This window comes from Aliivibrio sp. 1S175 (assembly GCF_001690985.1).
Classification (GTDB): domain Bacteria; phylum Pseudomonadota; class Gammaproteobacteria; order Enterobacterales; family Vibrionaceae; genus Aliivibrio.
This window is the reverse complement of record NZ_MAJS01000079.1, coordinates 408,179-432,868: the sequence shown is the minus strand read 5'-3', so window position 1 is coordinate 432,868 and position 24,690 is coordinate 408,179. Positions and strand designations below refer to the sequence as shown.

At 39.6% G+C, this 24,690-nt stretch carries 22 protein-coding genes; 3 read left to right on the top strand and 19 right to left on the bottom strand.

From position 1 onward, the window contains the following. Positions 1 to 3: 3 nt before the first annotated feature. The 14 genes from lpxB to rpsB form a co-directional block, all read right to left on the bottom strand. Positions 4 to 1,164, bottom strand: a complete 1,161-nt coding sequence (gene lpxB, locus A6E06_RS17185; protein ID WP_065593896.1) for a lipid-A-disaccharide synthase — start codon at positions 1,162 to 1,164, stop codon at positions 4 to 6. Positions 1,165 to 1,266: 102 nt separating this feature from the next. Beyond that, a complete protein-coding gene (gene lpxA / locus A6E06_RS17180; protein ID WP_065593897.1) occupies positions 1,267 to 2,055 on the bottom strand; it encodes an acyl-ACP--UDP-N-acetylglucosamine O-acyltransferase in 789 nt (262 codons plus the stop codon). 2 nt (positions 2,056 to 2,057) lie between these two features. Beyond that, complete coding sequence (gene fabZ, locus A6E06_RS17175; RefSeq protein WP_065593898.1) at positions 2,058 to 2,510, bottom strand: 3-hydroxyacyl-ACP dehydratase FabZ; 453 nt, start codon at positions 2,508 to 2,510, stop codon at positions 2,058 to 2,060. A 127-nt stretch (positions 2,511 to 2,637) separates the two neighbouring features. After that, positions 2,638 to 3,657, bottom strand: coding sequence for a UDP-3-O-(3-hydroxymyristoyl)glucosamine N-acyltransferase (gene lpxD, locus A6E06_RS17170; protein WP_065593899.1), 1,020 nt, complete (start codon positions 3,655 to 3,657; stop codon positions 2,638 to 2,640). Positions 3,658 to 3,665: 8 nt separating this feature from the next. Next, a complete protein-coding gene (locus A6E06_RS17165) occupies positions 3,666 to 4,181 on the bottom strand; it encodes an OmpH family outer membrane protein (protein WP_065593900.1) in 516 nt (171 codons plus the stop codon). A 73-nt stretch (positions 4,182 to 4,254) separates the two neighbouring features. Beyond that, positions 4,255 to 6,684: an outer membrane protein assembly factor BamA gene (gene bamA, locus A6E06_RS17160; RefSeq protein WP_065593901.1), complete on the bottom strand. Its 2,430-nt coding sequence runs from the start codon at positions 6,682 to 6,684 to the stop codon at positions 4,255 to 4,257. A 29-nt stretch (positions 6,685 to 6,713) separates the two neighbouring features. Next, complete coding sequence (gene rseP / locus A6E06_RS17155) at positions 6,714 to 8,072, bottom strand: sigma E protease regulator RseP (RefSeq protein WP_065593902.1); 1,359 nt, start codon at positions 8,070 to 8,072, stop codon at positions 6,714 to 6,716. Between the two features lie 2 nt (positions 8,073 to 8,074). Further along, complete coding sequence (ispC, locus tag A6E06_RS17150; RefSeq protein ID WP_065593903.1) at positions 8,075 to 9,277, bottom strand: 1-deoxy-D-xylulose-5-phosphate reductoisomerase; 1,203 nt, start codon at positions 9,275 to 9,277, stop codon at positions 8,075 to 8,077. Between the two features lie 101 nt (positions 9,278 to 9,378). Next, positions 9,379 to 10,218: a phosphatidate cytidylyltransferase gene (locus tag A6E06_RS17145; RefSeq protein ID WP_065593904.1), complete on the bottom strand. Its 840-nt coding sequence runs from the start codon at positions 10,216 to 10,218 to the stop codon at positions 9,379 to 9,381. A 3-nt stretch (positions 10,219 to 10,221) separates the two neighbouring features. Next, positions 10,222 to 10,995: an isoprenyl transferase gene (locus tag A6E06_RS17140; RefSeq protein ID WP_065593905.1), complete on the bottom strand. Its 774-nt coding sequence runs from the start codon at positions 10,993 to 10,995 to the stop codon at positions 10,222 to 10,224. Positions 10,996 to 11,118: 123 nt separating this feature from the next. After that, positions 11,119 to 11,676 carry a ribosome recycling factor gene (frr, locus tag A6E06_RS17135; protein WP_065593906.1) on the bottom strand — a complete coding sequence of 186 codons (558 nt, stop codon included), beginning with the start codon at positions 11,674 to 11,676 and terminating at the stop codon, positions 11,119 to 11,121. Between the two features lie 35 nt (positions 11,677 to 11,711). After that, positions 11,712 to 12,443, bottom strand: a complete 732-nt coding sequence (gene pyrH / locus A6E06_RS17130) for a UMP kinase (RefSeq protein ID WP_065593907.1) — start codon at positions 12,441 to 12,443, stop codon at positions 11,712 to 11,714. A 184-nt stretch (positions 12,444 to 12,627) separates the two neighbouring features. Beyond that, complete coding sequence (tsf, locus tag A6E06_RS17125; protein WP_065593908.1) at positions 12,628 to 13,476, bottom strand: translation elongation factor Ts; 849 nt, start codon at positions 13,474 to 13,476, stop codon at positions 12,628 to 12,630. Positions 13,477 to 13,609: 133 nt separating this feature from the next. Beyond that, positions 13,610 to 14,341, bottom strand: coding sequence for a 30S ribosomal protein S2 (rpsB, locus tag A6E06_RS17120; protein ID WP_065593909.1), 732 nt, complete (start codon positions 14,339 to 14,341; stop codon positions 13,610 to 13,612). Positions 14,342 to 14,708: 367 nt separating this feature from the next. Between rpsB and map the strand changes: the two genes are divergently transcribed. The 3 genes from map to A6E06_RS17105 all read left to right on the top strand — a co-directional run bounded on the left by map (position 14,709) and on the right by A6E06_RS17105 (position 18,717). Further along, a complete protein-coding gene (gene map / locus A6E06_RS17115; protein ID WP_065593910.1) occupies positions 14,709 to 15,536 on the top strand; it encodes a type I methionyl aminopeptidase in 828 nt (275 codons plus the stop codon). A gap of 55 nt (positions 15,537 to 15,591) precedes the next feature. Beyond that, positions 15,592 to 18,213, top strand: a complete 2,622-nt coding sequence (gene glnD, locus A6E06_RS17110) for a bifunctional uridylyltransferase/uridylyl-removing protein GlnD (protein ID WP_065593911.1) — start codon at positions 15,592 to 15,594, stop codon at positions 18,211 to 18,213. 123 nt (positions 18,214 to 18,336) lie between these two features. Further along, a complete protein-coding gene (locus tag A6E06_RS17105) occupies positions 18,337 to 18,717 on the top strand; it encodes a DUF3461 family protein (RefSeq protein ID WP_065593912.1) in 381 nt (126 codons plus the stop codon). Between the two features lie 73 nt (positions 18,718 to 18,790). Here the strand turns inward: A6E06_RS17105 and secF are convergent, their stop codons facing one another. The 5 genes from secF to queA all read right to left on the bottom strand — a co-directional run bounded on the left by secF (position 18,791) and on the right by queA (position 24,461). Further along, positions 18,791 to 19,741, bottom strand: coding sequence for a protein translocase subunit SecF (gene secF, locus A6E06_RS17100; RefSeq protein ID WP_065593913.1), 951 nt, complete (start codon positions 19,739 to 19,741; stop codon positions 18,791 to 18,793). A gap of 13 nt (positions 19,742 to 19,754) precedes the next feature. After that, positions 19,755 to 21,611 (bottom strand): protein translocase subunit SecD, encoded by a 1,857-nt coding sequence (secD, locus tag A6E06_RS17095; protein ID WP_083190363.1) that lies wholly within the window; start codon positions 21,609 to 21,611, stop codon positions 19,755 to 19,757. Positions 21,612 to 21,664: 53 nt separating this feature from the next. Then, a complete protein-coding gene (yajC, locus tag A6E06_RS17090; RefSeq protein WP_060991670.1) occupies positions 21,665 to 21,997 on the bottom strand; it encodes a preprotein translocase subunit YajC in 333 nt (110 codons plus the stop codon). 95 nt (positions 21,998 to 22,092) lie between these two features. Continuing rightward, the gene (gene tgt, locus A6E06_RS17085) at positions 22,093 to 23,220 is read right to left on the bottom strand and encodes a tRNA guanosine(34) transglycosylase Tgt (protein WP_065593915.1); all 1,128 of its coding nucleotides are present in this window, start codon (positions 23,218 to 23,220) and stop codon (positions 22,093 to 22,095) included. 188 nt (positions 23,221 to 23,408) lie between these two features. Next, a complete protein-coding gene (gene queA / locus A6E06_RS17080; RefSeq protein WP_065593916.1) occupies positions 23,409 to 24,461 on the bottom strand; it encodes a tRNA preQ1(34) S-adenosylmethionine ribosyltransferase-isomerase QueA in 1,053 nt (350 codons plus the stop codon). Positions 24,462 to 24,690: the final 229 nt, after the last annotated feature.

Sequence of the window (24,690 nt, the reverse complement as noted above, 5' to 3'; positions counted from 1 at the left end):
ACGTTATTCTACTGTTTCTTTATTAATTAGACGTAAGACGGCATTAGCGGCTTGCTTGTCCGCATCCTTTTGGATCCACTGATGCATTTCAGTAAATTTTTCAATTAATTTACTGTTATCTTGGCTCAAGACTTTTTCCATTGCCGGATAAAGAAAATCAGGGTGACACTCTTCTTGAATAAATTCTTGTACTAATTCTTTCCCTGCCAAGACATTAGGCAGAGAAACAAATTCAGTAATAGAAAGCTTTTGAGCAATCCATCCTGTTAATTTATTTACTTGATAGCCAACTACCATGGGCCTTTTAATTAGCATACATTCAAGCGCTACAGTCCCAGAGGCTAATAATACAGCATCAGCGGCTGTCATTACATTTCGAGCGGTATCTTGAATAATGGTAAATTCTAATTCGGGAGCAATGTCTTTCCAAATAGTTTCAAATTGTTCTTTGCGTTTTTCGTTCACAGCTGCAACCACAAAACCCATTTCAGGATATTGCTTATGTACACGCTGACAAGTTTCAATAAATGGCTTAGCAATTAATGCAACTTCTCCGCCACGGCTACCTGGTAAAACGGCTAACCATTTACGATCTTGCTTTAAACCTAACAATTTACGAGCAGAAGATTTATCGCTTTCCATAGGAATAGCATCCGCTAGCGTATGACCAATAAATTCACAAGCAACATTGTATTTATCATAGAATGCTTTTTCAAACGGTAAGAATGCTAAAACAAGATCAGTGGCCGCATCAATTTTAAATATACGCTTTGGACGCCAGGCCCATACCGATGGACTAACATAATGAACCGTTTTAATGCCTTTCTCTTTTAGCGTTTTTTCTAAACGTAAATTAAAATCAGGTGCATCAATACCAATAAACACATCAGGTGGATTTTGAGTAAAAAAACGCACTAACTCAGCTTTAACTTTCAGTAAGCGAGGTAAACGACCCAATACTTCCACTAATCCCATTACGGCTAGTTCTTCCATATCAAATAATGACTCACAACCTTGAGCTATCATTTTTGGCCCACCAATCCCAACAAATTCAGCATCAGGATATTGTGCTTTTACTGATTTGATAAAACCTTCTCCTAGCGTATCACCAGAAAGTTCACCAGCGACAATACCTATTCGTAATGGTTTATTTACTTGTGCCATATTTATACCTAATTTTTCATTTCTGCTTAAAGCAAAAAAAGACCGCAAATAGAGCGATCTTTTTCTATACACATCATGTTCTCAATTATATGAAGATAATCATTAACGGATGATGCCACGCTCTGAGTTATTTAGCATATCTAGCATTGGCGTTATTGAGGTAAACTCTTCTGCCATTTCAACTAATACAAGTTTTGCTTCATCAAGTGTTTTACCTAAACGATAAATTTCTTTATAAGCTTTCTGCAACCCGCGTATTTCTGCTTTTTCAAATCCATTACGCTTTAAGCCAACTAAATTCAAACCAAAAGGTGAAGCATGGTTACCTTGGGCAAGAACATAAGGTAATACATCTTGAACGACAGCAGAACAACCACCGACGTAAGCGTATGCGCCAATAGAACAGAAAGGATGAATCGCTGATAACGCCATAACACCAGCGTAATCACCCACAGTTACATGGCCACCTAAAATAGCATTGTTACCTATATGGGTATGATTACCAACAATCACATCATGAGCAATATGCGCATTCACACACAGTAGATTATCATCGCCAATCACTGTTGTTGCTTTATCTTGTGTCGTACCACGATGGATTTGAACACTTTCACGAATCACATTACGATCACCAACAACAACAGTAGTAATTTCTCCACCATATTTTTTATCTTGGTTTTCTTCACCAATGATTGAAAATGGAAAAATACGGTTATCTTTGCCTATTGTCGTATCACCTTTGATGACTACGTGCGACATAACTTCCGTACCGTCACCGATCGACACATTGCCAGTAATATAAGTAAACGGACCAACGGAAACATTAGCTCCAATGGTTACGTTTCCTTCAATTACAGCTGATGGATGAATTTTAGCAGTTTCATGAATCATAATTAAAACTCTCGTCTTGCACACTTAAGTTCAGCAGAACACACTACAGCACCGTCAACTTTTGCTACACCATTAAATAATGCAATACCTCGGCGGTCTTTAATAAATTCAACTTCGATAATTAGTTGATCGCCAGGAACGACTGGCTTACGGAATTTAGCCTTATCAATACTAGCAAAATAGTAAAGCTCATTCTCAGCAGGGGCACCAAATGATTTAAATGCAAGTAAACCAGTTGCTTGAGCCATTGCTTCAAGAATCAATACACCAGGGAAAATTGGCATTTTTGGGAAGTGACCAGTAAATTGAGGCTCATTTACAGACACATTCTTGATCGCGTGCAAGTATTTTTCTTCTTCGAAATCCGTTACTCGGTCAACCAATAGGAATGGGTAACGATGGGGTAATAACTCTTGGATTTCTGTAATGTTGAGTGTTTTATTTTCACGAGTCAAAATAATATTCCTATAAAACAATATCGTATCTGAGTAATAGTGTAGCTCAAATCGAGTAATAATAGATAGACAAAGGTCTGCAAAATGCAGACCTATTGTTATTAATTAGAATGTGTAAAAACTAGAGTTAATCAACAAGCTTTTTTTCAACTGCTTTTAGTCGCTTATTCATTTCATCAATTTTATGAACTCGAGTCGCAGTTTTACGCCATTCTTTATTCGTTTGCAGTGGAATACCTGATGAGTACATGCCTTTTTCGCTGATGCCTCTCATCACCATTCCCATACCTGTAATGGTAACACCATCCGTAATTTCAATATGGCCATTAATCACTGAACCACCACCGATAATACAGTGCTTACCAATTTTAGTACTGCCAGCGACAATTGTACCACCGGCCATAGCAGAACCAGATCCGACTTGTACGTTATGTGCAATTTGAATTTGGTTATCAATAATTACATTACTTTCAATAACGGTATTATCAATAGCTCCACGGTCGATTGCCGTATTAGCACCAATCTCAACATTATCGCCAATAATTACAGTACCCAGTTGTGGGATTTTAACCCATGTACCACGGTCATTTGCGTAGCCAAAGCCATCAGAACCAATAACAGTACCTGATTGAATTAAGCAAGACTCACCAATTTCTACTCGATGATAAACAGAAACGTTTGCCCATAATTTAGTATTTTTACCAATTTTGGCTTCTTGACCAATAAAACAGCCAGAGCCAATAATTGCTCCATCTGCAATCACCGCTTTTGATTCGATAACTGCATGATGACCGATAGCAACACCCTCACCAATAATTGCATCATCAGCAATGAATGCTGATGGCGCAATATCTTTTGCTGGCGCTGGTGTCGTATCTAAAGCTTGAGCTGCTAACGCAAAGCCTAAATATGGGTCTCGCATTATTAATGCATTAGATTGGCAGAACTCAACCTCTGCCTCCTTTACAATCACCGCTGATGCTTGGCAACCAGCCAATTGCTTACGATATTTAGCATCAGAAAGAAAAGTAATATCTCCCTCACTTGCTTTACTCATCGAAGCGATAGAATGAACAACAACATCACCATTTCCGTGGACTGTTGCACCTAGTTTTTTTGCCAATTCAGCAAGCGTAATACGAGTCATCTTCAACCTTATTTAATTGCTTTAATCACTTGTTCTGATAGGTTGTCTTCTGGTTTTGCCCAAAGTAATGTTTGTGCATCAACAACCATATCGTAGCCTTCTTTATTTGCTACTTTTTCTACTGTTTGTTGAACTTGCATGATCAACTTCTGACGCTCTTCACCTTGACGACGACGGTTATCTTCATCTAATGCTTGTGCTTTTAATTTGTAATCAGATTGAAGAGAAGCGATTTCACGCTCAAGCTTCGTTTTACCTGAATTACCAAGAAGTTCACCATCACGCTTAATCGTTTCTACTTTATCTTTAATCTTTGACTCTAAACTGCGTAGTTCATCAATGCGATCTTTAAATTCAGCACGAAGCTTTTCTGAAATTGCTTCACGTTGCGGCATTTGCTGAACGATCTGAGCCATATTTACATAACCAATTTTGGTTGCGGCTTCTGCTGCATTAGCAAAAAAAGAACCACTTAACAATACTGTGCCTAAAGCGGCTACTTTTACTAACTTTTTCAAAATCATATCCTTAATTAATTATTATCGAGCTAAATTGAACCAGTTTACATTAACACTTTTCTATTAGAGCTATCAATGCTTAGAAAGTTCGACCGATGGTGAAACTAAAGAATTCTTCGTCATCACCTTCATAAATTTTCACGGGTTTCGCAACTGAGAATACAAGAGGTCCCATTGGAGACATCCATTGCAAGGCTGCACCATATGACGACCTAAAGTTCGACGGATCAGAGTAATCATAATAATACTGCGCTCCATCCATTCCTGCTTTTGGCTCTTTATAATCAAACTCAGTATCCCAAACACTCGCCATATCAAAGAACACACTCGTTCTAATTTGGCTTTGTGTTTCTTCACTAGCAAATGGCGTAGGGACGATCAACTCAATACTCGCAAGCGCGGTAGCATTACCACCAACAGAGTCATCTGTTGCAGCATAAGACGTATTGTTGCCTATACCGCCATTTGAGCCTTGAGCATAAACGGCTTTAGGGCCCGCAGAGTTTGAACCAAAGCCACGCAACGTAGTAAAGCCACCTGCATAAAAGTTCTCATAGAATGGATACAGGTTGTCATTACCTTCAGTTTGACCATAACCATTACCATAACCAGCTTTACCACGCATCAATAGCGCAAACTCATGCTTTTTCGTTAATGGGAAATATTGGCGAACTTCATATTGTGCTTTAAAGAACTGTGAATCTGAATTCGGCGTTGTTATTTTATATGACGCACGTTGATAGTTACCCGCTGTCGGGAAGTAACCCTTGTTCAAGTTATTACGAGTCCAAGATAACGTCACATCAAAGTCGCTTACTATTAATTGCTGAGCGCCTTCGTCATAAGCATCACCTACAGAAGTCAGATATTGATCAATTTGAACATACCCTTCTAGATTAGAGATTTTGTTATGAGTATATCCCACACCAATTTCGAAGTAATTTAACTCATCAAACGGAAAGCCCCACGTTAGGCTGGCACCATAACTTTGGTTGGTATAATCGACAATACCCGCATCAGACGCTTCAAACTCATTATAGAAAACCTTACCACCAAGACTGACACCATCAAGGTTCCAGTACGGATCACGATAATCTAAGCTAATGTTCTTTTGATAATCGTTCATCATTGCATTGATACCAACGCGGTTACCAGAACCAACGAAGTTATCTTGCTGCAGACCGACTTGGAAGCTCACGCCTGATTCAGTACCATAACCGACACCGAAGTTAACACTGCCTGAGTTTGCTTCTTTTACTGAATACACCAGATCAACTTGGTCATCAGAACCCGGAACTCGCACTGTTTGTACATCAACCGTTTCAAAGAACCCCAGACGGTTAAGACGATTTTTACCCGTTTCAATCGATTTAGAGTTTAACCAAGCACTTTCCATTTGACGCATTTCACGACGCAATACTTCATCTTTTGTTGATGTATTACCCACAAATTTGATATCACGGACGTAAATACGGTTACCAGCTTCTACATTGATAACTAATGATACCGTTTGGTTTTCATCATCAAATTCTGGCATGGTACGAACTTGAGGGTAAGCATAACCGGCTTCACCTAAAATTCGCTTAACATTCTCTTCTAAGCGAGTAACCGCAGAACCGTTGTAAACCTCACCATCTTCAAAAGGAACTAGTTTTTTAAACTCGTCTTCTTTACCGATCAATTCGCCTTGGAATTTAACACCACTCACCGTGTAAGCCGCGCCTTCATCCACTGTTAAGGCGATATAAACCCCTTTCTTATCTGGAGAGATAGAAACTTGTGTAGAGTCGACTTGGAATTTCAAATAACCGCGGTCAAGATAATATGAACGTAGGGCTTCTATATCACCAGCAAGCACTTGCTTTTGATATTTTTCATCCGCTAAAAAGTTCCACCATGCAATATCTACATTAAGATTAAAGCGACTGAGGAGCTGCTCATCAGTAAAGACTTCATTCCCAATAAAGTTAATTTGCTGGATTTTAGCCGACACACCTTCAGTAAATACAAACTTAAGATCGGCACGATTTCGAGGCAATGGCGTCACCACGGCATGAACAGTTGCATTGTACTTACCAACACTGTAATAAAAGTCTTCTAAGCCCTTTTCAATATTACTTAATGTTGTTCGATCTAATGCTTCACCAACTCGAATAGAAGAGGCTTCTAAATTCTGCTGCATCTGCTCTTCTTTAATGGCTTTGTTACCAGAAAAAGAGATATTTGCAATCGTTGGACGTTCCGTAACCTTGATCAGTAAGGCATTACCATCACGGTATACTTTGACATCTTCAAAGTTACCAGAAGCAAATAGTGCTTGAATGACTTGTGATACATCTTGCTGGCTCATTGAATCGCCAACTCGAACTGGTGTTTTAAGTAATGCAGCACCTAATGCTACACGCTGTAATCCCTCAAAGCGTATGTCATCAACCACAAAAGTTTCTGCGCTCTGCGCTGCTACACTGCTAAAGAGCAATGTAGCAATCAACAATTTTTTCATCGCCATAATACGTTTTATAATTCCCTTGCTACTACTTAAAGGCGCATAAAGTCGTTAAATAAAGCGACAGCCATTAATGACATGATCATTGCTGTACCTACTTTATAACCAATTTCCTGAACTCTTTCCGATACGGGTTTACGTGTAATGCCTTCAATAGCAAAAAAGAGTAAATGTCCGCCATCCAGTACCGGAAGAGGCAATAGATTAATAATACCTAAATTAACACTAATTAAAGCTAAAAATCCTAAAAATGATACTAAACCATACTCAGCGGTTGTCCCTGCTCCTTTTGCTATGGAGATTGGGCCACTTAAGTTGTTTAAAGCAACATCACCCGTGAACAATTTTTTTGTCATGGTTAATGTTAAATCAATAATACTGCCTGTTTTTTCAATCGCTTTTCCAAGCGCAATGATTGGGCCGTACTGTTTTTCATAACGATAGCCTTCAGGCCATTGCTCAAATACTGGTGAAACACCAGCAAAGCCGATCACATTGCCTTTCGCATTTTCTTTACTATCTGGCGTTAATGCCAACGTAGTTTCAACACCATCACGAAGAACGGTTAGTTCAATCGTTTTATTTGGATTGGCTTGAATGGCATTCACCATATCTTGCCATTCCGTTAATTTAATTCCATTAACCGAAGCTAAGCTATCTCCAGCACGTAAACCTGATTTTTCGGCGGCGCTGTTCGCACTAACATTCGCTATATTAAGCGTCAATTTAGGACGATAAGGTAAAAAACCTAATGACACCATCGGTGAATCTTTTTCTGGGTCAAATGCCCACTCTGATAAATCAAGATTTTTAGTAATATCTACACCAATATTATTTTTATCGCTGTAGGTTACCGTCATTGATTCATCACCAATATGAGAAACAATTGCCATGTTTACCGATTCCCAATCGGAAGTTTTGATTCCTGAAATGGCTTTTAGTTCCACTCCAGATTCAATTCCTGCTTGAGAAAAGATAGAATTATTTTCAATATGACCGACAACAGGCTTAAGTGCTGTTACTCCGATCATAAAAGCAAGCCAGCATGCAATTACGGCAAAAATAAAGTTCGCGATTGGACCCGCAGCAACAATAGCGCTCCTCTGCCATAGAGGACGATTATTAAATGCATGCTTTTTTAACTCTTCAGGCACATCGTCAACACGCTCATCAAGCATTTTCACATAACCACCAAGAGGGATCATGGAAATACTGTATTCAGTGCCGTCTTTGCCTTTTTTACTCCAAAGCGCTTTACCAAAACCAATAGAAAACTTTTCAACAATTACACCACAACGGCGTGCAACCCAAAAGTGTCCGTATTCATGTACGGCAACAAGAATGCCCAATGCAATGATGAATGATGCTAAATTCCATAGAAGTTCTGACATAGTTAAACCTTTTTAATTGCCTCATCGGCATAATGACGGGCCATTCTATCTAGGTCAATCAGGCTTTCCAAGCTATCTAGCTCAAGGTTTTGGAAGTTTGCGCATACTTTGTCCAAAACCAACTCATTAATTCGAGCTATGTCAGTAAATTTAATCTGTCCGTTCAAAAAAGCAGCGACCGATTGTTCATTCGCGGCATTTAGTCCTGTTGTTGCATGTTGACCTAAATAACAAGCATCAATGGCTAATTTTAAACATGGGTAGCGGGAAAAATCAGGGGCGATAAAACTAAACTCACCAATTTTGGTAAAGTCTAGCGGCTCCACTCCTGCATTCACTCGCTTAGGGTAGGACATAGTACAGGCGATAGGCGTTCTCATATCAGGAAGCCCCATTTGCGCTAAGACTGAACCATCTTTGTACTGAACCATAGAGTGAATTACAGATTGTGGGTGAATCACAACTTTCAATTGTTCTTTACTTGCGTTAAACAACCAGCGAGCTTCAATATACTCCAACCCTTTGTTCATCATTGTTGCTGAATCAACAGAGATCTTCGGCCCCATTGACCAATTAGGGTGCGCTATCGCCATTTCAGGAGTAACTGACTCTAATTCTGAAATATTTGTATAACGAAATGGGCCACCTGAACCGGTCAATAAAATAGAGCTAATACCATTAGCATCTAAATCACAACGACCTAAATTAGTTTGAATACGTTCAGGAAGACATTGAAATATGGCATTATGTTCACTGTCGACGGGAAGTAATTCTGCCCCATACTTTTCGACGGCATCGATGAATAACTGCCCAGACATAACTAAGGCTTCTTTATTCGCAAGTAATATGCGTTTTCCTGCTTTTACTGCTGACATCGTTGGTAATAAACCAGCAGCACCAACAATTGCGGCCATTACGGTATCAATTTCATCAAGCTGAGCAATATGACAAAGTCCTTCTTCACCAGAAAAGACTTCAACATTAAGACGGTGTTCTTTAAGTTTGCCGATCAATGTATTTGCTGCGTCTGCACTTGCCATAGCCACATATTTGGGTTGCCATTCACAACAAAGCTCCAGCATTTTTTCAACGTTGCTTCCTGCACCTAATGCAACAACATCAAATTTATCAGCATTTTGTTTTGCGACTGAAAGTGTACTACTACCAATAGAGCCTGTAGCACCTAAAATGGTTAACTTGCGCATAATGAATGACCACAATGAAAATTGAATAGAAAAACGGTAGATTATAATATCTACCGTATAAATTAAGTTGATTTAGTTCTTCAAAATAGAAGAGAAACTAACTACAGAAAGTACAAGAAAGCAAACACTGGGAATGCAGCAGTTAAGCTATCAATACGATCTAAAATACCACCATGACCAGGAATGATTGTTCCACTGTCTTTTATACCAGATGCTCGTTTGAACATACTTTCAACAAGATCACCCAGAACAGAAATAATAATGGTAGCAATAAAAATACCTAGCATAGCAGCGGTACTGTCAAAACGGATATCAAATGCACTTGCGCCAATCCAACCGACAATAATGGCGGTAATTACGCCACCGATTAATCCTTCAATCGTTTTATTTGGACTTACGGCTGGTGACATTTTACGCTTACCAAAAGTTTTGCCCGCAAAGTAAGCACCACTATCTGCAGCCCATACCAATAAACAAACCAACAACACTAATTTTGCACCGTAGAAGCTATCAATTACATAACTGTCAGCTCGTAATAGTAAAATACTCCACAAAAATGGGATCATGGTTAGCCAACCAAAAAGGTGTTTTAAAAGTAGATTGTTTTGCCATAATTTCTTACTGCTTGGAAACGTAAGAACGAGTCCTGATGCAACTAACCACCAAACAGTACCAATCAATAATATCGCTTGGTGCCCATCACTTGGAATCATCAATTCAAGTGTTGATGTTGGAAGTAAAAATAAAGAGGCAGCAAGGGCTGCTACAGAAGGGATTAAAGCAACGTAACGTGATTTTGATTCAGTAAACTGAGTCCACTCCCAAAATCCAACCAGAGTAATTGCTGTGATCGCAATTAAGAAACCTTGCATTGGCAACATGAAAATGCCGGCAATAACTAGAGGTGCTAAGATAAGAGCAGTAATAATGCGCTGTTTCAAACTTTATCGATCCTTTTCGTTCATTAGAGCTTGGATTTGCTCACCCGTACAACCAAATCGTCTTTCTCGACTTACAAACCAAGCAACAGCATCAGCTAAGCTTTGTTCATTAAAATCAGGCCAATATTGGTCAGTGAAATAGAACTCAGCATAGGCCATTTGCCACAACATAAAGTTGCTAATACGGCATTCTCCACTGGTTCTTATCATCAAATCCACATCAGGCAAATCTGACATTGTTAGCTTAGAAGCAATCGCTTCTTCGTCAATTTCATTTGCCTGTAAGTTACCTTGTTCGACTTGATAAGCAAGTCGTTTTACAGCTTGAGTAATATCCCACTTGCCGCCATAATTTGCAGCAACATTTAACACTAAACCTGAATTTTCACAGGTTAATGCTTCCGCATCCACAATTTTCTTTTGAAGACGAGCGCTAAACTGAGAAGTATCACCTATCACACGTAACTGAATATTATTTTTATGAAGACGTTTTACCTCACGAGAAAGTACCGTGATAAACAACTCCATAAGAACGCTAACTTCTTCTTCGGGACGGCGCCAGTTTTCACTACTAAAAGCAAAAAGCGTAATCGCTTTAATATTTAATTTACTCGCTGCTGATATGGTTTTTCTCACCGCATCAACACCGGCTTTATGACCAAATACACGAGGTTTTCCCTGAGCTTTCGCCCAACGTCCATTACCATCCATAATTACCGCAATATGTTTTGGCAGTACTTCAAATGATAAAAACTCGCTGTTAGTTTGACTGGCCATATAACTCCCTTAAAAATAAAAGCGCTAATGTCTACACATAGCGCTTCTTATCGTGTTCACAGCTGATATCATATCATTAAATTAATAAAAAAATCAGCCTGAACAATGAGTAATAAAAGTAAATTATACTTCCATTAACTCTTTTTCTTTAACTGAAAGCACGTCATCAACACTCTTAACTGCTGCATCTGTCAGTTTTTGAATCTCATCTTGTGCTCTACGATCATCATCTTCTGATATTTCTTTGTCTTTAAGAAGACCTTTTAGATCGCCATTAGCATCACGACGGATGTTACGAACAGCAACACGAGCGCCTTCAGCTTCACCACGAACAATCTTAACAAGGTCTTTACGACGCTCTTCTGTTAATGGTGGAAGTGGTACACGAATTACCGTACCTGCAGACATTGGGTTTAAACCAAGGTCAGACATCATGATCGCTTTTTCAACAAGACCTGCAAGTTCTTTATCAAAAACAGTAATTGCAAGAGTACGAGAATCTTCAGCAATAATGTTTGCAACTTGATTGATCGGCGTTCTTGCACCGTAATACTCAACAGAAAGACCAGATAGAAGACTTGGGTGTGCACGACCTGTACGAATTTTTAACAGGTTATTTCTCAGTGACTCTACACTTTTTTCCATGCGCTCTTGAGCGTCTTTTTTAATTTCGTTAATCACAACTTCACCTTAATTGTTATTTTATTCAGGACTACTTATTCAGCGCTGCTGATTAAAGTACCTTCAGCTTCACCCATTACTACGCGACGTAATGCACCCGGCTTATTCATATTGAATACACGAATTGGCATTTTGTGGTCACGAGCAAGAGTAAATGCAGCTAAGTCCATAACTTTTAATTCTTTTTCAAGAACAGTGTTGTAATCCAGTTTATCATATAATTCTGCATCAGGGTTAGATACTGGATCAGCGGTAAACACACCATCTACTTTTGTCGCTTTTAAAACGATGTCAGCTTCAATTTCAATACCACGTAAACATGCAGCAGAATCGGTAGTAAAGAATGGGTTACCCGTTCCCGCAGAAAAGATCACTACGCGACCTTGACGCAATTGAGCAATAGCGTCAGCCCAATTGTAATCATCACACACGCCTTTTAGAGGGATAGCAGACATTACACGTGCATTTACATAAGCACGGTGAAGCGCATCACGCATAGCAAGGCCATTCATTACCGTTGCTAGCATACCCATGTGGTCACCTACAACACGGTTCATACCGGCTTCAGCAAGACCTGCACCACGGAAAAGATTACCGCCACCGATAACAACACCTACTTGAACACCAAGTTCAATCAATTCTTTTATCTCTTGAGCCATACGCTCAAGTGTTGCAGGGTCAATACCAAAACCCTCTTCGCCTTGAAGTGCTTCACCACTAAGTTTCAATAGAATACGCTGATATACTGGTTTCGGGTTCGTCGTCATGGTTCTTACCTTTTCACTAAGAGTTGTCGAAATAACTGTAGCCATTTAACATTAATCTTATTTACATAAATTAATAATAAGTGGTTACAACTATTATCTCATATCATTTTTAATCGATTTTAGTTCGCTTTCACAAAAAGACCGCAGCAAAGCCACGGTCTTTTTTATCAACAATACGTAAGGATTAACCTTTTTGTACCGCTGCTACTTCATCAGCAAAGCTCATTTCAACAGCTTTCTCGATACCTTCACCAACTTCTAAACGTACGAAGTTAGTTACTGATGCGCCGTTCTCTTTAAGAACTTCAGCAACAGTTTTCTTAGGTTCCATGATGAAAGCTTGACCTGTTAGAGAAACTTCGCCCGTGAATTTCTTCATACGGCCAATAACCATTTTCTCAGCGATTTCTTGAGGTTTGCCTTCGTTCATAGCGATTTCAACTTGAACAGCTTTTTCTTTTTCTACTACTTCAGCAGGTACGTCAGATGGGTTAACGTATTCAGGCTTAGAAGCAGCAACGTGCATAGCGATGTGCTTAAGCGTTTCAGCAGCACCTTCACCAGCAACAACAACACCGATTTTCTCGCCGTGACGGTAAGAAGCCAATGCAACGCCTTCAACTAGTTGAACGCGACGGATGCTGATGTTTTCGCCAATTTTAGTAACTAGAGCGATACGAGCATCTTCAAATTTAGCTTGAAGAGCAGTAATGTCGTTTAGACGTTCTGCTAAAGCTACTTCTGCAACTTCGTTAGCGAACGCTAGGAAGCCGCCATCTTTAGCTACGAAATCAGTTTGGCAGTTAACTTCAAGAAGAACGGCTACGCCAGCTTCTTCTTTAATGATGATTGTGCCTTCAGCAGCGATGTTGCCTGCTTTTTTAGCCGCTTTTGCTGCGCCAGATTTACGCATGTTTTCGATTGCTAACTCGATGTCGCCTTCAGCTTCAACAAGTGCTTTCTTACATTCCATCATACCAGCAGCAGTACGTTCACGAAGTTCTTTAACTAGAGCAGCAGTTACAGTTGCCATTCTCAATTCCTCAATATAAATAGGTTTAAAAGTTAAAAATCAGGGGCCAAATTGGGCCCCTGCTAACTATTTTTAGTTTACTACGAAACTAAAAGACTCACTAGGAGCAAATAATAATTCGACGAGTCGAAAATTACTCAGCTTCTACGAAACCGTCTTTTTCAGCTACAGCAGCTGCAACGTCTTGGTTACGACCAGACTTTACAGAATCAGCAGCAGCGTTCAGGTAAAGTTGGATTGCGCGGATTGCGTCATCGTTACCTGGGATAATGTAGTCAACGCCATCTGGGTTTGAGTTAGTATCAACAACAGCAAATACTGGGATACCTAGGTTGTTTGCTTCTTTAACTGCAATGTGCTCGTGATCAGCATCGATAACAAATAACGCGTCAGGAAGACCGTTCATGTTTTTGATACCGCCTAGAGATTTCTCTAGTTTTTCCATGCTACGCGTACGCATTAGCGCTTCTTTCTTAGTGATTTGCTCGAAAGTACCGTCTTGAGCTTGCACTTCGTATTCTTTTAAACGCTTGATAGACTGGCGAACAGTTTTAAAGTTAGTAAGCATGCCGCCTAACCAACGGTTGTTCACGTAGTACTGGTCACTGTTGATTGCAGCTTCTTTAACAGCTTCAGATGCAGCGCGCTTAGTACCAACGAAAAGAACTTTACCTTTTTTGCTACCGATTTTAGCAAGTTCTGCTAAAGCTTCGTTGAACATTGGTACCGTTTTTTCTAAGTTGATGATATGAACTTTATTACGAGCACCAAAGATGAATGGCTTCATTTTTGGGTTCCAGTAACGAGTTTGGTGACCGAAGTGAACACCAGCTTTAAGCATATCGCGCATTGATACAGTTGCCATTTGAGAATTCCTCTGTTAGTGGGGTTAGGCCTCCACATATCCCGCTAATAATCCGACCCTAACCAATTGATTAAAATAATCAAAAAATTGAGCACCCCAGACTGCGTGACGATATGTGTGTGATTTAAGATAAAAGTATGTTGGATTTGGCATACCATTGCATCAAACAATAGTTAACCAATCCGGCGCGCTTTATACCATAAAAACGCCGTTAAAATCTACTATTTTCAAAAAAATCATTCTGAATTCCTTTTAAACAAGAATTATTTTTCATTCTTCTTCATATTGAAAGATAAACACAGCCTAGGTAAACTAAGAACAATTATCGTTTAACCAGAACGATTTATTTCTAGATAGAGAAAAGCCCATGTCAGTAAATATTAAAAGCGCTGCAGAAATTGAAAAAATGCGCGTTGCCGGCCAATTAGCCGCAGAAGTACTTGAAATGATTGAACCCTTCGTAAAAGCTGGGGTAACAACTGAAGAACTTGACCAAATTTGCCACAAGCATATTACTGAAGTACAAGGTGCTATTCCTGCGCCACTGAACTACCATGGTTTTCCTAAATCTATTTGTACCTCAATCAATCACATTGTGTGCCACGGCATTCCGGCAACACAAGATGAGCAATACAATGGTTTTACTAAACCAGCAGTACTAAAAGACGGTGATATTCTTAATATCGACATTACAGTAATCAAAGATGGTTACCACGGCGATACATCTAAGATGTTTTTAATTGGTGACGTTAGCTCAACAGATAAACGCTTATGCTTAATTGCACAAGAAAGTCTGTATGTAGGCATGCGAAAAGTAAAACCTGGTGTAAAACTGGGTGAAATTGGTACTGCTATTCAAAAGTACATCAAGGGCACTACACCAAAATGCTCTATCGTTCGTGATTACTGCGGTCATGGTATAGGTTCTAAATTCCATGAAGAACCACAAGTCGTTCATTATAAGAATAATGATCGTACTGTACTAAAAGCAGGTATGGCATTCACTATCGAACCAATGATTAACTTAGGTAAATTTGGTTGTCTACAAGATGACAATGATGGTTGGACAGTTTATACAGGTGACGGCAAAAATACCGCTCAATGGGAGCACACTATTTTAGTCACTGAAACAGGGTGTGAAGTACTAACACTTCGAGCTGAAGAAAGTATTCCTAGACACATGAATAACAAATAATAATGAAATAAACAGAAGGCTTCGGTCTTCTGTTTTTTTATCAGCAGGGATTGCTATGAATTATACATCTCCTCTTGCCTTATCCGACCAACAATTGACAATTGCTGAATTAAAACAACAGCTCGCATTCTTATCTCAACACCAAATTACATCTTTCCAGCAAAACGTGCCTGTTTCAGATTTGGTTTTTGAACGATCTTTCTATTTTGATCAACTACTGTCGCGGTTGTGGCGTTTTTTTGAATTTGAAAAGTTATCAAAAACAACATTAATTGCCGTTGGTGGCTATGGTCGTAGTGAGCTTCATCCTTTATCTGATATCGATATATTAATTTTAAGTAATGACAGTCCGAGTGATTCCTTTTGCCAAAAAGTCAGTGCATTTGTCACCTTACTTTGGGATTTGAAATTAGAGGTTGGCCATAGCGTTCGCTCTTTAAATGAATGCATAGAAATAGGGAAAAGTGACCTAACGGTTGCAACGAACCTTCAAGAATCCCGTTATATTTGTGGTGATAAAGAGTTTGCTCATAAACTAAAACTCAGTATTCACTCTGACAGTTTCTGGCCTAGTGACGCTTTTTATCAAGCTAAAATTGATGAACAGAAGAAGCGTCATAGCCGCTATCATGATACGACTTACAACCTAGAACCAGACATAAAATCCAGCCCTGGAGGGTTACGAGATATCCACACATTAAGCTGGATTGCTCGACGTCATTTTGGTGCAACTTCTCTTTTAGAAATGAGCCAAGCTGGCTTTTTAACGGACGCTGAATATCGAGAATTGCTTGAATGCCAAGAATTCCTATGGCGCGTTCGCTTTGCCTTACATATTGAACTTAAACGTTATGACAATCGCCTTACTTTTGGGCATCAACCACAAGTGGCTGAACGCTTAGGCTTTATTGGTGAGGGGAATCGTGGCGTTGAACGTATGATGAAAGAATTTTATCGCACACTGCGCCGCGTTGCCGAACTTAATAGCATGTTATTAAAGATTTTTGACGAAGCCATTATCCATCAAGGTGAACAAGAAAAAGCCATTATTATTAATGAGGATTTTCAGCGTCGCGGCCGTTTAATTGAAGCAAGAAAACCGGCATTATTTCAAGCTCGTCCTGATACCATCCTTGATATGTTTTTACTTATAGCAAATGACTCAACCATTGAAGGGGTTGCCCCACCGACAATGCGCCAATTGCGTACCGCACGCCGCAGGCTTAATCGCTTTTTATGTGAAATTCCAGAAGCTAGAGATAAGTTTATTCGCCTAACCCAGCACCCTAATGCACTTCATAAAGCATTCAGTGTTATGCATCGATTAGGTGTACTTTCTGCATACTTGCCGCAATGGAGTCAAATTGTAGGCCAAATGCAGTTTGACCTTTTTCATGCCTACACCGTTGATGAACACAGTATGCGTTTATTAAATCATATTAATACATTTTCAAACCCTGAAAATCGACAAAAACACCCAATATGTTGCGAAGTGTACCCAAAAATAAACAAAAAAGAGCTATTGATTATTGCGGCTATTTTCCATGATATAGCGAAAGGCCGCGGTGGTGACCATTCAGAACTCGGCGCTATTGATGCTTATGAATTTTGTATCCATCATGGATTATCAAAACCAGAAGCAAACCTTGTATCTTGGTTAGTTAAAAGCCATTTATTAATGTCTGTCACCGCTCAACGCCGTGATATTTATGACCCAGATGTTATTACTGAATTTGCAAAACAAGTTAGAGATGAAGAACGTTTAGACTATTTAGTATGTCTTACTGTTGCTGATATTAGTGCAACAAACCCAGACCTATGGAACAGTTGGAAACGTTCACTGATCGCGGATTTATATAATGCGACTCAGCGAGCATTACGCCGTGGTTTAGAAAATCCACCAGATATGCGTGATCGTATTCGACACAATCAACATATGGCTTCAGCTCAATTACGTGCCGAGGGTTTTACTCAATGGCAAGTTGAAGACTTATGGCGTCGATTTAAAGCTGATTATTTTTTACGTCACACACATCAGCAAATTACATGGCATGCAAGTAATCTTCTTCAGCACAAAAATAAAGAAGAATCATTAATACTTATCAGTAAAAATGCAACGCGCGGTGGCACTGAAATTTTCATTTACAGCAAAGACCAGGCGCATCTTTTTGCTACTGTTGCAGCAGAGCTTGATAGACGAAGCATTACTATCTATGACGCACAAATAATGTCGAGCAAAGATGGCTATGCCATTGATACCTTTATGGTTCTTGACCAAAATGACGACCCTATTGATGAAGATAGACAGCAACGTTTAATCGATCAACTGTATGCAGTGGAGCTCGAAACTCAAGAAACGCACATTAAAACTCGTCGTCCACCACGTCAATTACAGCATTTTACCGTTAAGACTCGCATGGAATTTCTTCCAACAAAAACGGGGAAACGCACTTTGATGGAATTCGTAGCATTAGATACTCCAGGTTTACTAGCAACCGTCGGGGCAACTTTTGCACGTTTAGGTGTAAATCTTCACGCAGCAAAGATCACCACTATTGGTGAACGTGCAGAAGATCTTTTCATTCTAACCTCTGATGTAGGAGGAAGACTTGATGAAGATAAACAAGACGAGCTAAAAGCAGCGCTCATTGAAAATGTAGATAATTTAATAAATTAAGCGGTTTAAACAACTATATTTAAACTTAGCAGATCTACACCACAAGTTTGTTTAACGCTATTTGTCATCCTCTTTATCTTAGATGAAGATTGAAACAACAAGATAATAACAATGGAGTAAACCATGTACCCACACTTAGTTAGCCTTGGAATTTCAGAACCAGGAAAAATAGAACGTTACTCTTTACGTCAAGAAGCCCACAAAGATGTATTAAAAATTTACTTTGGTAAGCAAAAAGGGGAATTATTTGCTAAAAGCGTCAAGTTTAAATACCCACGCCAAGTAAAAAATGTCTTAGTCGATGGTGGTACTCACCGTTATAAAGAAACAACCGAAATTAATCGTAACCTAACTCTTATTATTGATGAGTTAAATAAAATTACACGTCCAGAAAAAGAAACACCTGCCGATGTGAAAAAGAAAATACTCAACGATCTACGCCATTTAGAAAAAGTTGTGGCGAGTAAAATTGAAGAGATAGAACGAGATTTAGATAAGCTTTAAATACTACTTTTAACTATAAAAAAATGGACCCATTACGGTCCATTTTTTATGAGCAGAATATTAAAATTACCGATTAAGGCATTTCTTCAAATTCTTCCTCACCTTCTTTATCGATAGGTGTTGGCATTAGGTGTTCACGTGTAATACCTAATTTAAGAGCCAATGCAGAAGCTACGTAGATAGAAGAATACGTACCAACAGTAATACCCAATAGTAGTGCTAAAGCAAAACCATGAATCATTGCCCCGCCTTGAACAAACAATGCGATAACCACAAACAAAGTCGTTGCTGATGTAATCAATGTTCGGCTCAACGTTTGGGTAATTGAATCATTCATTATCTCTTCAGAAGCACCTTTACGCATCTTCAAGAAGTTTTCACGGATCCGGTCAAACACAACGATAGTATCATTCAAGGAGTACCCCACTACCGTTAGTAGTGCCGCGATAATCGTTAAATCAACTTCAATTTGTAAGAATGAAAAGATACCGAGCGTAATGATAATATCATGGGCCAATGCTAATACCGCACCCGCAGCTAAACGCCATTGGAAACGAATAGAAACATAAGCCAAGATACATAACAAAGACACCAGAATAGCTAAACCACCCGCCTCTGTTAGTTCATCACCCACATTAGGGCCAACAAACTCAATACGACGCATCTCAACTTGATCACCCGTGCCTTCTTTAATTGCACTAATGATTTGGTTACCTAACTCTTCCCCTTTAATCCCTTCACGAGGTTGAAGACGAACAATAACATCACGTGCAGTACCGAAGTTTTGTACTGTTGCATCTCCAAAGCCTTTTGCTTCTAATGCACCACGAATATCTTGTAATTGAGCTGGCTGCTCAAAACCCACTTCAATTAGCGTACCACCGGTAAAATCTAACCCCCAATTCAACCACTTTGTTGATAGCGTAGCAAGCGAGGCTACAATCATCAGCATGGAGAAAAGAAAGGCAGGCTTAGACCAACGCATAAAGTCGATCGTTTTCTCTGCTTTCATTATTTGAAACATGACAAATATTCCCTTAGATCGACAATTTGTCTACGCGCTTGCCGCCGTAAACTAAGTTAATAATACAACGAGTACCTACAATAGCCGTAAACATTGAAGTCAAAATACCAATAGACAGCGTTACCGCGAAGCCTTTAATTGCACCAGTACCAACAGCAAACAAAATAATTGCTGTAATTAATGTTGTAATGTTTGCATCGGCAATAGTACTAAATGCATTCGCATAACCTTGATGGATTGCTTGTTGTGGATTACGCCCGTCTCTTAATTCTTCACGAATACGTTCAAAAATAAGGACGTTTGCATCGACGGCCATACCAACGGTTAAGACAATACCTGCAATACCAGGTAAGGTCATTGTTGCGCCTGGGATCATTGACATAACGCCAATAATTAACACCAAGTTAGCAGCAAGAGCCAAGTTAGCGACTAAACCAAAACCACGGTAATAAACAAGAGTGAATAGCATTACAGCTACCATACCCCAGATACATGCTTGAATACCCATGTCGATGTTCTGTTGACCCATAGATGGACCAATCGTACGCTCTTCAACAATCGAGATAGGTGCAATTAGAGCACCAGCACGAAGTAGTAACGCAAGGTTATGAGCTTCAGCCTGAGAGTCGATACCCGTAATTCGGAAACTACGACCCAATGCAGATTGAATGGTTGCTTGGTTAATCACTTCTTCTGTTTTAGCAAGAATAACGCGACCTTCAGGTGTGCGACGACCGCTGTCTTTATACTCTGTAAATACGGTAGCCATTAGCTTGCCGATATTTTTACGAGAAAATGCAGTCATCTTACTACCACCTTCACTATCCAGTGAGATGTTGACTTGTGGTCGACCATATTCATCAGCGCTTGAGCTTGCATCAGTAATGCTTGCTCCACCCAGAATAATACGTTTTTTCAGAACAACAGGACGACCATCGCGATCTTCTTTAATTTCGCTGCCCGCAGGTGCTCGGCCACTAGCTGCTGCTGATAAATCCGCTTTATCATCGACTTCACGGAATTCAAGCGTTGCTGTTGCACCTAAAATTTCTTTTGCACGAGCGGTATCTTGAACACCTGGTAATTCAACCACAATACGACTAGCGCCTTGACGTTGAACTAATGGTTCAGCAACACCAAGTTCGTTAACACGGTTACGAATAATCGTAATATTTTGCTCAACTGCGTAGTTACGAATCTCTTGTAAACGTTGATCTGTAAACTTAGCAACTAGCTTAAATTGACCATTTACTTCTGAATCAACAAACGTCATATCACGATGAGTATCAGACAGCATTTTTTTAGCTTCTGCTAACTGATCTTCATCACGTAAAATAACTTCAACTGCATCTTTGCCTGATTCACGAATCGCACGATAACGAATTTTTGCTTCACGTAAATCGGTACGGAAAGATTCTTGTTGTTGCCCAATGAGTTTGCTCATTGCGGCATCCATATCCACTTCCATTAAGAAGTGCACTCCGCCACGAAGATCAAGACCTAATTTCATTGGAGCAGCACCAATAGAAGTTAGCCAATCAGGAGTTAATGCTGCAAGGTTTAGTGCCACTACGTAATCTTTACCTAGTGATTGATTGATAATATCTCGAGCACTGATTTGAGAATCAGTATCATTAAAGCGAACAAGTACACTGCCATTTTCGAATGCAATAGACTTATAAGCAATGTCGTTGTTTTTTAAATTTTCAGCGACAACATCCAGCGTAGAGGTTTGAACCTCAGTACCACGGCTACCCGTGATTTGAACGGCTGGATCTTCACCATAAAGGTTTGGAAGTGCGTATAACGCGGCAATCAGTAGTACTGAGACTACCATCAAATACTTCCATAAAGGGAAACGGTTTAGCACAGCGATGTCCTTAATGAAAAATACCCCCTAACCGAAGTTAGAGGGTACAGTTTTTATAATGATTTCAGCGTGCCCTTTGGCAGAACTGCTGAAACAAAATCCTTTTTAATAGTCACTTCGTTATTCGCGTTTAGCTCAATTACGATGTAATCATTTTCTTCAGATGCCTTAGTGATTTTACCCACTAAACCGCCTGCAGTAAGGACTTCATCACCCTTACCCATAGAAGACATTAGATTTTTGTGCTCTTTTTGACGTTTCGCTTGTGGGCGATAAATCATAAAGTAAAAGATAACAGCAAACATACCCAGCATGATAAACATTTGCATGCCACCGCCTTGTGCCCCTGCTTCACCAGCTGCATGAGCTTGAGAGAAAAAATTCATTTAATAACGTCCTCGTTAATCTAGTTTCTAATTTCCGGTTTCTAAAATGTGACCATACACATATCCCTTTAGATATATGGGTGATAACTCTGTTTTTAAAGGTCTTTTAATGGTGGAACTTCACGATCGCGACGTGCGTAGAATTCTTCCACGAACTGCTCAAAACGTTCTTCTTCCAGAGCCTTACGGATGCTCGCCATAATACGTTGGTAATAACGTAAGTTATGAATCGTATTTAAACGTGCACCTAAAATTTCATTACAGCGATCTAAATGATGTAAGTAAGACTTGCTGTAATTCTGACAAGTATAACAATCACATTCAGGATCTAGTGGTGTTGTATCGATTTTATGTTTCGCATTACGGATCTTGATCACACCGCCAGTCACAAATAGGTGACCATTACGTGCATTTCGCGTTGGCATAACACAATCAAACATATCAATACCGCGACGAACGCCTTCAACCAAGTCTTCTGGTTTACCAACACCCATTAGGTATCGTGGCTTATCTTCTGGTAATTGTGGACATGTATGCTCTAAAATGCGGTGCATGTCTTCTTTTGGTTCACCTACTGCTAGGCCACCAACAGCATAACCATCAAAACCAATTTTCGTTAGCGCTTCAACAGACACATCACGTAAGTCTTCGTATACACCACCTTGAACGATACCAAATAGTGCATTCGGGTTTTCTTGGCGATCAAATTCATTGCGACTACGGTCAGCCCAACGAATCGAACGTTCCATTGAAATGCGTGCTTCATCATGCGTTGCAGGATATGGCGTACATTCATCAAAAATCATAACTACGTCAGAACCAAGATCGTACTGGATTTGCATTGATTTCTCTGCATCCATAAAGATCTTATCACCGTTTACCGGGCTACGGAAATGTACGCCTTCTTCAGTGATCTTACGTGTTTTACCAAGGCTGAATACTTGGAAACCGCCTGAATCGGTTAGGATTGGACCTTTCCAGTTCATAAAGTCATGTAAATCACCGTGCAATTTCATGATTTCTTGACCAGGACGTAACCATAAATGGAACGTGTTGCCTAGTAAGATCTCAGCACCAGTATCTTTAACTTCTTCTGGAGTCATGCCTTTAACAGTACCGTAAGTACCTACTGGCATAAATGCTGGAGTTTCAACCGTACCACGGTCGAATTGCAGTTGACCACGACGAGCGCGGCCTTGTTTTTTGAGTAGTTCGTACTTCACGAAACCTCCAATAAGCCAGAGAAACAATCTGACAATGTATTTAATTTGCATTCACTAAATAGGTTTAATGATGCACCGCTAGGTTAACAATCGTTCTTTTGTCAACCTAGTTGAAAACATCCAGTTTTCCTATTTCACTGGTTCCGTGAGTGAAATTTGAATTTATATGGTACGTTAGCTTACCTTTGTTACGCTGTTTTTTTTGTAATAAACATCGCATCACCGTAACTAAAGAAACGGTATTGATTATTCACCGCTTGCTCATACGCTTTCATCGTATTTTCATAGCCAGCAAAAGCACTGACAAGCATGATAAGAGTAGACTCCGGTAAATGGAAGTTTGTCACTAATGCGTCAACAACTTGGAATTCATACCCTGGGTAAATAAATATTTCTGTATCATCAAAAAATGGGGCTAACTCTGTGCCTTGTTTTAACGCATGTTGAGCAGCGCTTTCTAAAGAACGCACTGACGTTGTGCCGACAGAAATAACACGACCACCACGCGCCTTTGTTGCGTTAACCGCATCAACGACTTCTTGAGATACTTCAGCGTATTCAGAATGCATGTGGTGTTCTAAAATATTATCAACACGAACAGGTTGGAATGTACCAGCACCGACATGAAGAGTAACGTAAGCAAATTCTACGCCTTTTGCTTTCATTTTTTCTAAAATGTCTGTATCAAAGTGTAACCCAGCGGTTGGAGCAGCAACAGCACCCGGTTTTTCATTATAAACCGTTTGGTAGCGCTCTTTATCTGCATCTTCATCAGGACGATCGATATAAGGAGGTAATGGCATGTGACCAATCTCATCCAAAATATCTAGTACTTTCTTTTCTGAAGTGAAACGAATTTCAAACAAGGTGTCATGACGAGCAACCATCTCCGCTTCGTATTCTTGATTCTCACCTAACCACAATTGATTTCCTGGTTTTGGCGATTTAGAACAACGAACGTGAGCTAATACAGAATGTTCATCAAGCACACGCTCAACCAAAACTTCCAGTTTTCCACCAGATGCTTTTACACCGAACATACGCGCAGGAATAACACGAGTATTATTAAAAACAACAAGATCACCGCTCTGCACTAAATCAAGCACATCAGTAAACTGACCATCAACTAATTCGCCGCTATTACCATTTAATCGTAATAGGCGACTTGCCGTACGCTCAGGTTGAGGGTAACGCGCAATAAGTTCATCGGGTAATTCAAAGTGGAAATCGGATACTTGCATGGTTTACTTCTTCATCAAAAATGGCAGACAGAGTAGTATATTCACGCTCAGAGCAATAGCAAGAGGTGAAGCCATATACCTCTCAAATTTTGAAAAAAATTCGTACTTAAATTAATGAATTTGACTTCAAACAGAGAAAGTATCATCAATATTTTTATCTCTTCAAACCTCTAGCTAGTTCGCACTTTTTTATTCATTCTCATTCTATATTTAATTTAGGATATTCAAA